14 protein-coding genes are annotated in these 13,659 nt (G+C 33.5%); 4 read left to right on the top strand and 10 right to left on the bottom strand.

All coding sequences use genetic code 11. The annotated features are described in order from the left end of the window. Positions 1–166 precede the first annotated feature (166 nt). Genes phnC through phnE (JG553_RS11360) form a run of 3 tightly spaced genes read left to right on the top strand, consistent with a single transcriptional unit; the run spans position 167 to position 2,554 of the window. The gene (phnC, locus tag JG553_RS11370; protein ID WP_000078092.1) at positions 167–940 is read left to right on the top strand and encodes a phosphonate ABC transporter ATP-binding protein; all 774 of its coding nucleotides are present in this window, start codon (positions 167–169) and stop codon (positions 938–940) included. A 1-nt stretch (position 941) separates the two neighbouring features. Further along, complete coding sequence (gene phnE, locus JG553_RS11365) at positions 942–1,742, top strand: phosphonate ABC transporter, permease protein PhnE (protein ID WP_001127689.1); 801 nt, start codon at positions 942–944, stop codon at positions 1,740–1,742. Continuing rightward, positions 1,739–2,554: a phosphonate ABC transporter, permease protein PhnE gene (gene phnE / locus JG553_RS11360; protein WP_000191092.1), complete on the top strand. Its 816-nt coding sequence runs from the start codon at positions 1,739–1,741 to the stop codon at positions 2,552–2,554. The genes phnE (JG553_RS11365) and phnE (JG553_RS11360) overlap by 4 nt, the downstream gene beginning before the upstream one ends. A gap of 130 nt (positions 2,555–2,684) precedes the next feature. On the opposite strand, the gene deoB is transcribed toward phnE (JG553_RS11360), so the two are convergent. The 4 genes from deoB to deoD all read right to left on the bottom strand — a co-directional run bounded on the left by deoB (position 2,685) and on the right by deoD (position 6,700). Further along, positions 2,685–3,863, bottom strand: coding sequence for a phosphopentomutase (deoB, locus tag JG553_RS11355; RefSeq protein WP_000197806.1), 1,179 nt, complete (start codon positions 3,861–3,863; stop codon positions 2,685–2,687). A gap of 27 nt (positions 3,864–3,890) precedes the next feature. Then, complete coding sequence (gene deoC, locus JG553_RS11350) at positions 3,891–4,553, bottom strand: deoxyribose-phosphate aldolase (RefSeq protein ID WP_000667269.1); 663 nt, start codon at positions 4,551–4,553, stop codon at positions 3,891–3,893. A gap of 80 nt (positions 4,554–4,633) precedes the next feature. Then, a complete protein-coding gene (tet(38), locus tag JG553_RS11345) occupies positions 4,634–5,986 on the bottom strand; it encodes a tetracycline efflux MFS transporter Tet(38) (RefSeq protein ID WP_001100300.1) in 1,353 nt (450 codons plus the stop codon). Between the two features lie 6 nt (positions 5,987–5,992). Further along, positions 5,993–6,700 (bottom strand): purine-nucleoside phosphorylase, encoded by a 708-nt coding sequence (gene deoD, locus JG553_RS11340; protein ID WP_000843292.1) that lies wholly within the window; start codon positions 6,698–6,700, stop codon positions 5,993–5,995. Positions 6,701–6,935: 235 nt separating this feature from the next. On the opposite strand from deoD, the gene JG553_RS11335 reads away from it, so the two are divergent. After that, positions 6,936–7,691 (top strand): GntR family transcriptional regulator, encoded by a 756-nt coding sequence (locus tag JG553_RS11335; RefSeq protein ID WP_001789411.1) that lies wholly within the window; start codon positions 6,936–6,938, stop codon positions 7,689–7,691. Between the two features lie 191 nt (positions 7,692–7,882). Here JG553_RS11335 and JG553_RS13360 read toward each other — a convergent pair whose 3' ends face one another. The 6 genes from JG553_RS13360 to JG553_RS11310 all read right to left on the bottom strand — a co-directional run bounded on the left by JG553_RS13360 (position 7,883) and on the right by JG553_RS11310 (position 13,646). Continuing rightward, positions 7,883–8,020: an LPXTG cell wall anchor domain-containing protein gene (locus JG553_RS13360; RefSeq protein WP_223181133.1), complete on the bottom strand. Its 138-nt coding sequence runs from the start codon at positions 8,018–8,020 to the stop codon at positions 7,883–7,885. Further along, on the bottom strand, positions 8,007–8,606 hold the full coding sequence (locus JG553_RS11330; RefSeq protein WP_001804439.1) for a hypothetical protein: 600 nt from the start codon (positions 8,604–8,606) through the stop codon (positions 8,007–8,009). Before JG553_RS11330 ends, JG553_RS13360 begins: the two co-directional genes overlap by 14 nt. A 367-nt stretch (positions 8,607–8,973) precedes the next feature. After that, the gene (locus tag JG553_RS11325) at positions 8,974–9,573 is read right to left on the bottom strand and encodes a superoxide dismutase (RefSeq protein WP_000874681.1); all 600 of its coding nucleotides are present in this window, start codon (positions 9,571–9,573) and stop codon (positions 8,974–8,976) included. 267 nt (positions 9,574–9,840) lie between these two features. Then, complete coding sequence (locus tag JG553_RS11320) at positions 9,841–11,271, bottom strand: oligosaccharide flippase family protein (protein ID WP_000834084.1); 1,431 nt, start codon at positions 11,269–11,271, stop codon at positions 9,841–9,843. Continuing rightward, on the bottom strand, positions 11,261–12,499 hold the full coding sequence (locus JG553_RS11315; protein ID WP_000431234.1) for an O-antigen ligase family protein: 1,239 nt from the start codon (positions 12,497–12,499) through the stop codon (positions 11,261–11,263). Before JG553_RS11315 ends, JG553_RS11320 begins: the two co-directional genes overlap by 11 nt. Next, positions 12,480–13,646 carry a glycosyltransferase family 4 protein gene (locus JG553_RS11310; protein ID WP_000692514.1) on the bottom strand — a complete coding sequence of 389 codons (1,167 nt, stop codon included), beginning with the start codon at positions 13,644–13,646 and terminating at the stop codon, positions 12,480–12,482. Before JG553_RS11310 ends, JG553_RS11315 begins: the two co-directional genes overlap by 20 nt. Positions 13,647–13,659: the final 13 nt, after the last annotated feature.

The following is a 13,659-nucleotide window of genomic DNA, read 5'->3' as shown; positions in this document are numbered from 1 at the left end:
TCGTTCAATAGATATATTCTAGATTAATATTGAAAAGCTAGGCGCTAAACTGAAACAGATATAGAAAGGTGTCGCTGTACATTTGAAACCATTTGTACACAGAAACCCAATGTCTATGATATTTCAGTTTACCTTGGCTTTTCTTTATTAAAGAAAGGTGTCAAACATGAGTCAAATCGAATTTAAAAACGTCAGTAAAGTCTATCCTAACGGTCATGTAGGCTTGAAAAATATTAACTTAAATATTGAAAAAGGTGAATTTGCAGTTATTGTCGGACTATCTGGTGCTGGGAAATCCACGTTATTAAGATCTGTAAATCGTTTGCATGATATCACGTCAGGTGAAATTTTCATCCAAGGTAAATCAATCACTAAAGCCCATGGTAAAGCATTATTAGAAATGCGCCGAAATATAGGTATGATTTTCCAACATTTTAATTTAGTTAAACGGTCAAGTGTATTACGAAATGTACTAAGTGGACGTGTAGGTTATCACCCTACTTGGAAAATGGTATTAGGTTTATTCCCAAAAGAAGACAAAATTAAGGCAATGGATGCACTAGAACGCGTCAATATCTTAGATAAATATAATCAACGCTCTGATGAATTATCAGGTGGCCAACAACAACGTATATCTATTGCACGTGCGCTATGCCAAGAATCTGAAATTATTCTTGCAGATGAACCAGTTGCTTCATTAGACCCATTAACTACGAAACAGGTTATGGATGATTTAAGAAAAATCAACCAAGAATTAGGCATCACAATTTTAATTAATTTACATTTTGTTGACTTGGCAAAAGAATATGGCACACGCATCATTGGTTTACGTGATGGTGAAGTTGTCTATGATGGTCCTGCATCTGAAGCAACAGATGACGTATTTAGTGAAATATATGGACGTACAATTAAAGAAGATGAAAAGCTAGGAGTGAACTAACATGCCTTTAGAAATACCTACAAAGTATGACTCCCTTTTAAAGAAAAAGGTTTCTTTAAAAACGAGTTTTACCTTCATGTTAATCATTGTGCTTATCATTTGGAGCTTCATTTATACGGGATTTAATTTTGGAGATTTAATGATAGGAATACCTCAAATAGGTGATCTATTCAAACAAATGATTCCACCTGATTTCGAGTATTTACAACAAATTACAACGCCAATGTTAGATACCATTCGAATGGCTATCGTAAGTACAGTATTAGGTAGCATCGTTTCAATACCAATTGCGTTATTATGTGCTAGCAATATCGTTCATCAAAAGTGGATTTCAATACCCTCGCGCTTTATTTTAAATATAGTTCGTACTATTCCAGATTTGTTATTAGCAGCAATCTTTGTGGCTGTATTTGGAATCGGTCAAATTCCAGGGATATTAGCACTGTTTATTTTAACTATCTGTATTATTGGAAAATTATTATATGAATCATTGGAAACGATAGATCCAGGTCCAATGGAAGCAATGACGGCTGTTGGCGCTAATAAAATAAAATGGATTGTTTTCGGTGTTGTACCACAAGCCATATCGTCATTTATGTCATACGTATTATATGCATTTGAAGTAAATATACGTGCTTCAGCTGTGCTTGGATTAGTCGGCGCTGGCGGTATTGGATTGTTTTATGATCAAACACTTGGTTTATTTCAATATCCAAAAACAGCAACGATTATTTTATTTACTTTAGTTATCGTCGTCGTCATTGATTACATCAGTACGAAAGTGAGGGCACATCTCGCATGACACAGGAAATAGCAAAATATAATGTTCACACAAAAGCACACAAACGAAAATTGATTAAAAGATGGCTTATTGCAATTGTCGTCTTAGCTATTATCATCTGGGCATTTGCAGGTGTACCAAGTTTAGAACTTAAAAGTAAATCATTAGAAATCTTAAAATCCATATTCAGCGGATTATTCCATCCTGATATCAGCTATATCTATATACCAGATGGCGAAGACTTATTACGTGGTTTACTTGAAACCTTTGCGATAGCCGTTGTAGGTACTTTCATCGCCGCAATTATCTGTATTCCATTAGCATTTCTAGGTGCAAATAATATGGTAAAGCTACGCCCAGTTTCAGGTGTTAGCAAATTTATTTTAAGTGTTATACGTGTCTTCCCAGAAATTGTAATGGCACTTATATTTATCAAAGCTGTTGGCCCAGGTTCATTTTCAGGTGTATTAGCTTTAGGTATCCATTCCGTAGGTATGCTTGGGAAACTTTTAGCTGAAGATATTGAAGGTCTAGATTTCAGTGCTGTAGAATCATTAAAGGCCAGTGGTGCGAATAAGATTAAAACACTCGTATTTGCAGTCATACCACAAATTATGCCTGCCTTTCTATCACTCATACTTTATCGCTTTGAACTAAACTTACGTTCAGCTTCTATACTGGGGCTAATTGGGGCTGGTGGTATCGGGACACCACTCATATTTGCCATTCAAACACGTTCTTGGGACCGTGTAGGTATTATATTAATCGGTTTAGTACTAATGGTCGCAATTGTCGATTTAATTTCCGGTTCAATCCGAAAACGTATTGTTTAACATTAAATCAGGATACTCCTAAATAAGAAGTCCTACCGTCTTACGTTTCTCTATTATAATAAAAACAGCAGTGAAGAAAACTATTGTTATAGTTAACTTCACTGCTGTTTTTATAATATCTAAATTTATTCTATTTCAATTCCTTTAAATAACTTTTACCGAACTCTGGTAATGTTACGTTGAAATTATCTGCTATAGTTGCACCGATAGAACTGAATGTAGTATCACTTTCTAGTGCATGACCACCTTTAAATTTCGGACTGTACATAATTACTGGGATATATTCTCTCGTATGGTCCGTACCTGGCGCTGTCGGGTCATTACCATGGTCTGCTGTAATAATTACTAAATCGTCTTCTTTTAAGTTGCTAAACAGTTCTGGCAAGCGATCATCGAAATCTTTAATTGCTTGTGCATAACCTGGTTTATCACGACGATGACCGTATAATGCATCAAAGTCTACTAAGTTTAAGAAGCTAATACCTGTGAAATCTTTCTTAACAATTTTCATCAATTGATCCATACCGTCCATGTTACTCTTCGTACGAACCGCTTCTGTTACACCTTCACCATCATAAATGTCATTAATTTTACCGATGGCAATAACATCATAACCACCGTCTTTCAAATGATCTAAGACAGTTTTACCAAAAGGTTTTAACGCATAGTCATGTCGATTAGATGTACGTGTAAAGTTTCCTGGTTCACCAACATATGGACGTGCGATAATACGACCAATTAAATATTTAGGGTCTTTTGTCAACTCACGAACCTTTTCACAAATATCATATAACTCTTCTAATGGGATAATGTCTTCATGTGCAGCAATTTGCAATACTGGGTCTGCACTTGTATAAACAATTAAGTCACCAGTTTTCATTTGGTGCTCGCCCCACTCATCGATAATTTGCGTACCCGATGCCGGTTTGTTAGCAACAACTTTACGACCTGTCATTTCTTCAATTTGTTGAATTAACTCTTCAGGGAATCCATTAGGGTATACTTTAAAAGGTTGCATAATATTTAATCCCATAATTTCCCAGTGACCAGTCATTGTATCTTTACCAACTGAAGCTTCACTCAATTTAGTATAGTATGCTTCTGGTTGTTCAACTGCATTTACTACTGGTAATTTATCGATGTTCCCTAGACCTAACTTTTCAAGGTTTGGTAAAGTTTGATCGAAACCTTCTAAGGTATGTCTTAAAGTATGTGAACCTTCATCTTTAAAATCAGCTGCGTCTGGCGCTTCACCAATACCTACTGAATCCATTACGATTAAATGTACACGATTAAATGGTCTTGTCATAGCTATCACTCCCAAAATTTATATATATTAGTAATCTGAATCTGCTTCTAAACCTTGCATAATTTGAACACCTGCGCTCGCACCAATACGTGTCGCACCTGCTTCAACCATTTTATTGAAATCTTCTAAATTACGTACGCCACCTGATGCTTTTACTTCTACATCAGCACCTACTGTATCTTTCATTAATTTAACGTCTTCTGCAGTCGCACCGCCACCTGCAAAACCTGTTGAAGTTTTAACGAAGTCCGCACCAGCCGCTTTTGTTAATTCACTCGCTTTTACAATTTCGTCATGGTCCAACAATACCGTCTCAATAATCACTTTTACTGTGTGACCTTTCGCAGCTTTAACCACTGCTTCAATGTCTTGTTGTACATCATCAAAACGTCCATCTTTTAATGCGCCGATGTTGATGACCATGTCAATTTCATCTGCACCATTTTGAATTGCATCTTCTGTTTCAAATGCTTTCGTTGCAGTTGTCGACGCACCTAATGGGAATCCTATTACCGTACAAACGAGCACCTCTGAATCAGCTAGTCGCTCTGCTGCATATTTAACATGTGTTGGATTCACACATACAGATTTAAAATTGTATGCTTTCGCTTCATCGATGATTTGATCGATTTGCGTACGTGTTGACTCAGGCTTCAATAAAGTGTGATCTATATATTTCTCAAATTTCATACTTACTACTCCTCGTGTTATATAATCTCTTTATTTAATTTTACTATAAATACGAATATATCTCGCGAATTTATATCTATTTATTTTTCAGATTGTGTCCAACGATTTAAGCTGACGAATAAAACTAATCCGACAATACTCATTAAACCTAAAATAATTAAAATAATACCGAAATGTGAACTTAATGCATCATTGCCTGGGAAATTTAATGCTTTAAAATCGATTAGAGCCGCAGCAATCGCAATACCTACAGATACCGCCACATTAATAATTAAATTATAAAAACCAATAGCCACACCTGTCATATTAAGATCTATTGTTTTAATGGCTTCGTTAAGTAAAGGTGCATACATTAAAGCAAAGCTACCTGCAAAGAATATCATAGAAATGACGAAGATTGAAATGTGATTACCTACTGCAAATGCAGGTAAAATCAAGCTCAGTGCTATTAAAATAATTGCTGTGATAATCGCTTGTTTTGAATTCAGATATTCGCCGATTTTACCACTTAGTGCACCAACAATGACTGCTACTATATAACCCGGTACTAATAACAGTGATGTTGTGTCTAGTTGCAGATGATAAATTTGCTCCATTATGAATGGGAACGTAAAAATATAACCCAATTGGATAGCATACATTACAAATACTATAAATAAAAATGAAGCATAACGTTTATTTTGGAAAAATGATTTATTTACTAATGGACGTTGCGCATTTTTAATATATAGCGCAAAAACGATAATCGCAATTAAGGCACCAATCATATATAACCAATTAAAGTTCGTAATAAACAGCATGACTGTTGTAGCAATAGTTGCCACTAGAATTAAGCCAACAAAATCTAAATGAGCTTTATTCGTATTATTTTCTTTTGGTAATAATTTAAATAGGAATGGCAACGTAAATACTACGATTAATGCAATTAAAAACATATTTGTCCAGTGTAAATACGTAGAAATAAATCCACCTGATAATGTACCGATAACTAATGACAAGGAATAACTGCTCGTACTTAAGCCAAGGTAAGTCTTCTGGTCCTCTTTAGAAAGATACTTTGCAACATATATCACATATAATGTCTCTGCAGCAGCTAAACCGGCAGTTTGAATAATACGTCCAACTAAAAGTAATGGGAATTGATGTTGGAAAATGTAACCAATAATTGATCCGATAATGATTAATATCACGCCATAAATAAATAGTGTGCGTATACTAATGGCATCAGATAATGAAGCGTATACTACAGCGCCAATACCAATTACTAAACCGGCTAATGTCGCTTGCCAACTTACTGTCGTTACAGATATGTTTAAGTCATCAGCAATGGCTACAGAAATCAATTTAAATGAGTTGTCTATAACCAAACTGAATACAAATAAGAATAATAAAATAGGTACTGCTTTCTTTATTTTAGAATATTCAACATTCATAATCATCTACACCAATGACAGTGCAATTTCAATCATATCTGTAAATGCACGTTCCCTTTCCTCAGGTGTTGTTGACGTTTCATGAATTAAATGATCGCTCACTGTGAACACACCTAATGCTTCGACACCAGCGTAAATTGCATTCATGTATAATGCAGCTGATTCCATTTCTACACCTAAAATACCCATACGCATCCAACGTTCACTCGCTGTTGTATCCGCGTTATAGAAAATATCACTTGATAACACATTACCTACATGATGACGTACACCTTTGTCACGTGCTGTTTCAACTGCTTTTTCTAATAATTGATAAGAAGCAATTGGCGCAAAATGACCTGGTAATTGATATTGTTGAACGTAATTTGAATCAGTAGAGGCACCTTGTGCAATAATCACATCATATAAATCAATGTTTTCTTGCATCGCGCCACAAGAGCCAACGCGAATTAATTTTTTACAACCAAATGTATGAATTAATTCATAAGAGTAAATGCCAATAGATGGCATACCCATACCTGAACCCATGACAGAAACTTTTTTACCTTTATATGTTCCGGTAAAACCAAACATGTTTCGCACTGTATTGAACTGTTCCACATCATCCAAATAAGTTTCTGCAATGAACTTAGCTCTTAACGGATCTCCTGGCAATAGAACCGTTTCTGCAATTTCGACGTCATTCATTGGTTTAATGTGTGGTGTTGATTTCATAAAATATTCCTCCCAATATTTGTATAGTGATTTGTCTATTTGTCTAACCATGTATATAATAATATTTTTTAAAAGCGCTTTCAAGCATTACATTTTGACAATATTAAGAACATTTTACAGTTACAGCTACTAACCTTGTATAAAACTAATTTTCAAAGCCTATCTATATTTAATTTTTATAATTTTTCCAATTTGAGTAAAAATTATTGTATGATGAGAGTGATTAAGTAACTTTATGGAGGTTGTCTACGTGACGCAAACACAACCAAAATTTTTAACGATTTATAATACGTTATATAAAGAAATTCAAATAGGAAAATATCCGAGTGGCCATGCATTACCTACTGAAAAGGAACTTTGTGCGCGCTTTGATGTCAGTCGTATGACTTTGCGCCAAGCTATAAAATTGTTAGCCGAAGATGGCATCGTAGAGAGTACAAGAGGGAAGGGACACTTTGTTATTCCACAAACAAATGCCCAACACGCTTCAAGTATGGATCAATTTAAGCATCCACTTGATCAAATATTGCTAGCTCGCGTATCTATGTCATCAATTAATTATCGTGTTGATTTAGAAAGTGAATATACAAATCATTTGTTTGCAAACCATCCTTCTGCCGTCATTGCAATGGAACGCTATTATCAAAAAAAGGACAATCATTCTAAGCAAGCTGATGCATTTTGCTTTACCTTTATACCGTTAAATGTCATTGACACATTTAAAGTGAATACACAAAACGAAGACGACATGAAGACATTCGTTGAGCAAACGATTTATAGCAATGCATATCAATCAGATTTAAAAATGTCTATTACCAAAGCGCCCCACTTCAAAAATCATAGTCACGTGTTTGATGGTGATACACATTGTTGGCTGATTATTGAAACACTGTACGCACAAACACCTTATCCAATTATGATTAATAAGTGGTATATTCCACAGGAAATATCTGAATTAACACTGACACGTATAAGACAATCGGATTATTAAAAATTATTAAAATATAAGAAATTTTTTGATGACTATTTAGGGAGTTGGTAAGAAATGGAAAAGCTTGTTACAAGCGCAATTTCATTCAGTCAACTACTGCCAATATAACATTAGCGAGCCTAGGACATTGATTTATGTCCTAGGCTCGCTCAGATAATCACACGATTTTTCTATTATTAATCGTATTATGTTTATTTATTTGTTGAACGTCGTCTAAATGCTAAGAATAACCCAGATACTAATAGTAGTGCGGCAATACTTGCAGTAAGAATACTTGATGTCATACTTTCACCAGCAGCTGGTAAAACTTTTTTGTTACTTTGGTTCATTTGATGATTTGATGAATGCATATTTGCTTTTGGACTCATCATTTGATGGTTTGATGATTGCATATGACCTTGTTGCATGTGTGGCTGTTGGTTCATGTGTGTTCTGATTCATATGGCCTTGTTGACTCATATGACCTGTTTTATTTTGCACCATTTCACTACCACCATGATTAACACCATTTGCATCTACATTCGTTTGATAAAAATTGCCATCTTTTGTTAAAGGTAACGCATGGCCATTCATATCTCTAACAGCATGTGGTTTAAATACCCCTACATTAGTTGTAATTATCACATTGTATTTATCAGCAATATTTTGCGTCGCATCATACAATTTCATATTATAGTCTTGCATATTACTGCCAGCGCTTAATTGGGGTAAAGCTTTCTCTAATTCAGTATATTGTGCTTGCGTCATTCCTTGTGGTACTACTCCGCCATAAGGACGATGATTTTGTACATTTTGGCTTTGTTTATTCGACACATTCATTGAAGTTGTGTCGGCATGCGCATTTTGAAAAGGCATACTTGAGAATACTAAAGTGCTTGTTACAATTAAAGAACCTACTGTTGCTAATTTTTTCATTGTCTTGTCCCCTTATATTACAATTTGATTACATTTACATTATCATACGATTACAAAAGAAATGCAACAAAATTTTTGAATCATTACATTTTTTTATAAAAATTTCACTTTAGATTCACAATAATTACTTATTTTGTCAATTTATTTAATGTCAATATGTTGATTAATTAATAGTGTTGTCTAATGTATATAATATTTAGGTCATCGTTATAGTCAACAATAATAAGGTATTTCGAGTTGAAATTTATCTTATTATTTTTCCACTTTTACGTGCTATCCCATTACACAAAAACAAATAAGTAAAGATATTAAGTACAAAAAAGTGGAACACCTTGTAGATGCTCCACCTCAATTATATTAAGTTATATTATTTTGCTGCTTGGTATAATTCATCAACTTTTTTCCAGTTAACAATGTTCCAAAATGCAGTCATATAGTCTGGACGTTTATTTTGATATTTCAGATAGTAGGCATGCTCCCAAACATCAAATAGTAAGATTGGTGTTTTGCCTTCTGTTAATGGATTATCTTGGTTTGGCGTTGTCACAATTTCTAATTTGCCATCATTAACAACTAACCAAGTCCAACCTGATCCAAATAATGTTGTTGCTTTATTTGCAAATTCATTTTTAAATTCATCTAAAGTGCCCCACTGCGCTTTGATGTCATCTATTACGCCACCTTTTTCTTCAGAATTAGGTGATAGTATTTCCCAGAATAATGAATGGTTAAAATGACCACCGCCATTATTACGGACTGACATCCTCATCGCTTCCGGTACCTTGTCTAAGTTAGCAATCATATCCGCTAGTGATTGATGCTCTAACTCTGTTCCTTCAACTGTTGCGTTTAATTTCGTCACGTACGTATTGTGATGTTTGTCGTGATGAAACTCCATTGTTCTTTGATCTATATATGGTTCCAATGCATCATATGCATATGGTAAATTTGGTAATTTAAATGCCATAAGTATATTCCTCCTTTTATGAATATACTTTTATAATAATTAATTTTGGGTGTGTTTTGCAATAATTATTATTTATTTGTTATATCCAATTATATAAAATTTAAATATTCGAAATTGATATAATATTTAATATTGAATGCAAAAAGGCATTTAACTGCTTTTGTTTCCCGCTTTTAAAGAGAATTAAAAAAGACAACTTCCATTTTTCAATAAGAAATTGCCTTTTCTTCTTAATCTTAATTTTCTAAAGTATAGCATTACCGGTACTTAAATTGTTTTATGTCGAAGATGCCTCAATATTTGCCATACGTATTGATTTTTCATAGTCATCATTAATAAAAGATAAACTACTATACCAATCGCAATTAATAGCAGCGTAGCGTACATTGTAGGGGGCAAATAATGATTGACCACACCAAGCACAATAAACATCATAACAGCAGCAATGACACATTGAATCGTACTTACAATATTCAACTTCACATTGATTTTAGTAATATCAATAAATCGCCAAATGAGCAAGAAAAACTCTGTAATTAAACGCGCAATAGCAGCACCGTAAATTCCATAAAAATATATCAAAATAATACATAATACTAGGTTTATCACTGCACCAATAGTAATTGACGCATTATATAATCTTATTTTATTCACTATTAATAAATATTGCCTGCTTATCAACATATTTAAAGGAATGATTAATACAAGTATCGCTAAAATGGTCATCAATGGGACAGTTGATGCGAATTCCTCACCAAAGAACCATAAATAAAATGATGGCATAATTGCAATTAAACCAAAGACCATAGGTATTGTTAATATCAATTGAATATTCATATTATTAGCTAACGTTTTAGTTAAACTATGTGATTGCTGGATAGACATTTTGGTAATACGCGGAATCATTACAAGATCAAATGTATTAATCATTATGATTGCGACCGTTAAAATATTAAATGCGTTAGAAAAGATACCAACTTGTTGGTATGTACCTACTAAACCAAGAACAACGCAAGAAATACTAGTATATAAGTTGAGCTGTCCATTTGGTAATAAGTATGCTAATGACGAACGAAACAATTGCCAGACGTGTATCCAATTAACCGAAACAAAGCTAATGTATCGTTTTAAATAGATAAACAAAGGTAATTGGTTTAATACCGTCACAATAGCAATAGTAAATACATACAATGATAAATCTGATTGATCTTTGACAAAAATAACAACTACACTTAATACAATACCAGACGCAACAATATTACTGAGGCTAGGAATTTTAAACTTTTCAGTTCCAGCATAAAACCATGAAATATCGAGTGCTGCACCTATAATATAGATTCCTTGTAGTAGGAAAATAAGATAGTAATCATCAATAAATATAGTAATTACGACCATATACATCGCAAAAACTGTTAACGCTAAAAATAATTTACTGACAAAGATATCCCAAAACTGCTGTGACAATTGCCGTTTGTCGTTAACGGACTTCGCGATAACTCTATTAAAATATAACTGAACGCCAACACTTGCAATCATCAAAAAGTATTGCACGATATTGAAAGAAAATGAAACAATACCCACACCACTGGGACCAAATGCACGTGAAATAATGGGTATTGTAATCAGTGGTGTCATCGTTCTAATCAATTGGTATAGCCCTTGATAAATAATATTTTCTTTTAGTGAATCACTCTTCATTACGATCCCTTTCCATCTTTTCATATTGAACAATAAAGACGATAATTCCTAAAATAAAAGCGACATATCTTGAGTTATTAAATGATACTGTTAAAAAGTAAATCAGCATCGTCAACATTACAACAATTGCTGTTACATTTTTCCCAGAAATGTTAAATCTAAATAATTCAAACAGTAAATAAAGCATAAATATGATAAATAATGCACCGAATAAAATGCCCCATTCCGCAAAGATCTGCAAATATGTATTATGGGCAACAAGTAAAATACCATTAATTTGCGAGCCAATATGTACATAATCCACTAATCCGACACCAAAACCTAGTGTATATTTAATTACTGAAATGGCATTTATCCATACAACACTTCGCTCAGACCCACTATCATTTAATGATGCAAAGCCCTCTTCAAAAATAGACGCCATTCGATCTAATGACGGTAAGGCATCAAGGTCGCTTAATTGGAATAAATAGTAGTTGATATTATAAAAGGTAAAACAAAGTAATATCAGCATAATCACTGACATACTCACAACACTTACCGCATTTCTACTAAATAACTTTTTAATAAAGAAATAAATGGCTAAGACGATTAATATGATAAACGCAGTCTTAGACCCCGTTGTAGTTAAAGACCATAGCAAAATACCACATGCAAGGACCTTGAATATGTAATTATGAATATACTTGTAAGCAAGTACCAATGTAATAATCTGTGTCATCGCGAAATAGTTAGGGTCATTCATTAATCCTTTTGAACGTATTTCATCAAAATATAACAATTTCATTAGTAAAGGGGACTTGTTCAAACCAGCTATAATACAAAATAGACCTATAGTCACACTGCTTATAATATAAGAGGTAACGATCACTTTTTTGCTATTACCTAACTTAAAGATGATCATCCCTAAATAGAAATAAATGACTACAAATGCATATTTAACTGTAGATGCAAGAACTTCCTTAACCGTAATAAATATCAAATCATCAAAAAATAGCAAACAAAGCGTAATAATCATACGATATGTATACAAAATAATGAAAAACTGTAAAAAATGATTTGCCTTTAATAAATGGTTAGCGAAAAACAGTAAATAAACTAATATTAGTAATGTGATAAAGTCAGCTATAGAAACATTCACACCGGCAATAACCGAAGATTGCTGAATAAAAACCGCTAAACCGATAAGTAACAATGTTAGTAATTTACTATTGTGTTGATTTTCCATTATAAACGTCTTCCACTTCTTTAATCATTTTCTCCTCAGTAAAACATTCTAAATAACGTTTTCTAGATTGATTACTCATTTTGATGTAATCACTGTCTATTAAATATTTTTCCAGGACTTTAGCAATAGTTTCGGGTTGGTTGTTCATCATACATATACCATTATCAGCTACTAATTCTGAAATACCGCCAACATGACTGGCTATAACAGGCAAACCTGTAGCCATAGCTTCTATAATGCTAATTGGCAAACCTTCATGCTTACTTATTAAAATAAACGTATCGTATTGTGATAATAAATGACTCGCATTAATGACATTGCCCAAAAATGTGACATCATTTTCTAACCCAGCTTGTACAACTTGTTGCTGACAATCATTTAATGTAGGTCCATCGCCTATAAATGTAAAATGCGCATGATTACTGTTATGTAATTTCAATATCTCTATTGCCGCGATTAGATTTTGTGGCAATTTTGGATAAGCAAATCTTGCAATCATAACAAATTGATGCTTTGTCGGGGCATTAATCTGTAAATCTTGTTTATTAGGCAACATTCCAACTACTTCGCCAATATTGTTATGTGATTGGCTTTTTAGCGTTTGCTTAACAGCGGGAACATCTGCAATACCATTATGTATTGTGGTTAATTTCAATCGATTAAATCGATATTTTAACGCTAACTGTTTATCGAAATCTGAAACACAAATAATGCTATCTGTAATAAGTGACATTAATTTTTCGATAACTAAATATAGAAATTTTTTAGCTGGTTTAACACCCTCTGTAAAAGCCCATCCATGTGCAGTAAAAACTATACGTGTGTCTTTCGATTTCGAAATGAACTTCGCAATTCGTCCGACCGTTCCAGCTTTGGAAGAATGTAAATGGATAACATCAGGTTTAATTTTCGAGAATAACTGTGCTAACACTTTGACAGCTAAAATATCTTGTTTAAAGTCAATTGGACCTACTAAATGTTCGATAATAATTACATTAACTCTTGCATCTAGTTGTTCAATCATTGGTCCATGATTGCCTACAATGACATAAACATCATTGTGTACGCAAAAATGGTTGGCGAGTTGAATGAGATGTGTTTGTGCACCACCATTGTCTGCTTTAGTAATACAATATATAATTTTCAACTGTTACAAACCC

Origin of the sequence: Staphylococcus sp. T93, from assembly GCF_016743875.1 — a bacterium.
Taxonomy (GTDB): Bacteria; Bacillota; Bacilli; order Staphylococcales; family Staphylococcaceae; genus Staphylococcus; species Staphylococcus aureus.
The sequence above is the reverse complement of the archived record's forward strand: the minus strand, read 5'-3'. Positions and strand labels throughout refer to the sequence as shown.

Bases quoted from the DNA above. Each gene is read 5' to 3' on its own strand.
- JG553_RS11335 (WP_001789411.1), top strand. From the start codon at position 6,936: ATGGAGGTTGTCTACGTGACGCAAACACAACCAAAATTTTTAACGATT.
- JG553_RS11325 (WP_000874681.1), bottom strand. From the start codon at position 9,573: ATGGCATTTAAATTACCAAATTTACCATATGCATATGATGCATTGGAA.
- deoC (WP_000667269.1), bottom strand. From the start codon at position 4,553: ATGAAATTTGAGAAATATATAGATCACACTTTATTGAAGCCTGAGTCA.
- phnC (WP_000078092.1), top strand. From the start codon at position 167: ATGAGTCAAATCGAATTTAAAAACGTCAGTAAAGTCTATCCTAACGGT.
- JG553_RS11320 (WP_000834084.1), bottom strand. From the start codon at position 11,271: ATGAAGAGTGATTCACTAAAAGAAAATATTATTTATCAAGGGCTATAC.
- phnE (WP_001127689.1), top strand. From the start codon at position 942: ATGCCTTTAGAAATACCTACAAAGTATGACTCCCTTTTAAAGAAAAAG.
- JG553_RS11330 (WP_001804439.1), bottom strand. From the start codon at position 8,606: ATGAAAAAATTAGCAACAGTAGGTTCTTTAATTGTAACAAGCACTTTA.
- JG553_RS13360 (WP_223181133.1), bottom strand. From the start codon at position 8,020: ATGAACCAAAGTAACAAAAAAGTTTTACCAGCTGCTGGTGAAAGTATG.
- phnE (WP_000191092.1), top strand. From the start codon at position 1,739: ATGACACAGGAAATAGCAAAATATAATGTTCACACAAAAGCACACAAA.
- deoB (WP_000197806.1), bottom strand. From the start codon at position 3,863: ATGACAAGACCATTTAATCGTGTACATTTAATCGTAATGGATTCAGTA.
- deoD (WP_000843292.1), bottom strand. From the start codon at position 6,700: ATGAAATCAACACCACACATTAAACCAATGAATGACGTCGAAATTGCA.
- JG553_RS11315 (WP_000431234.1), bottom strand. From the start codon at position 12,499: ATGGAAAATCAACACAATAGTAAATTACTAACATTGTTACTTATCGGT.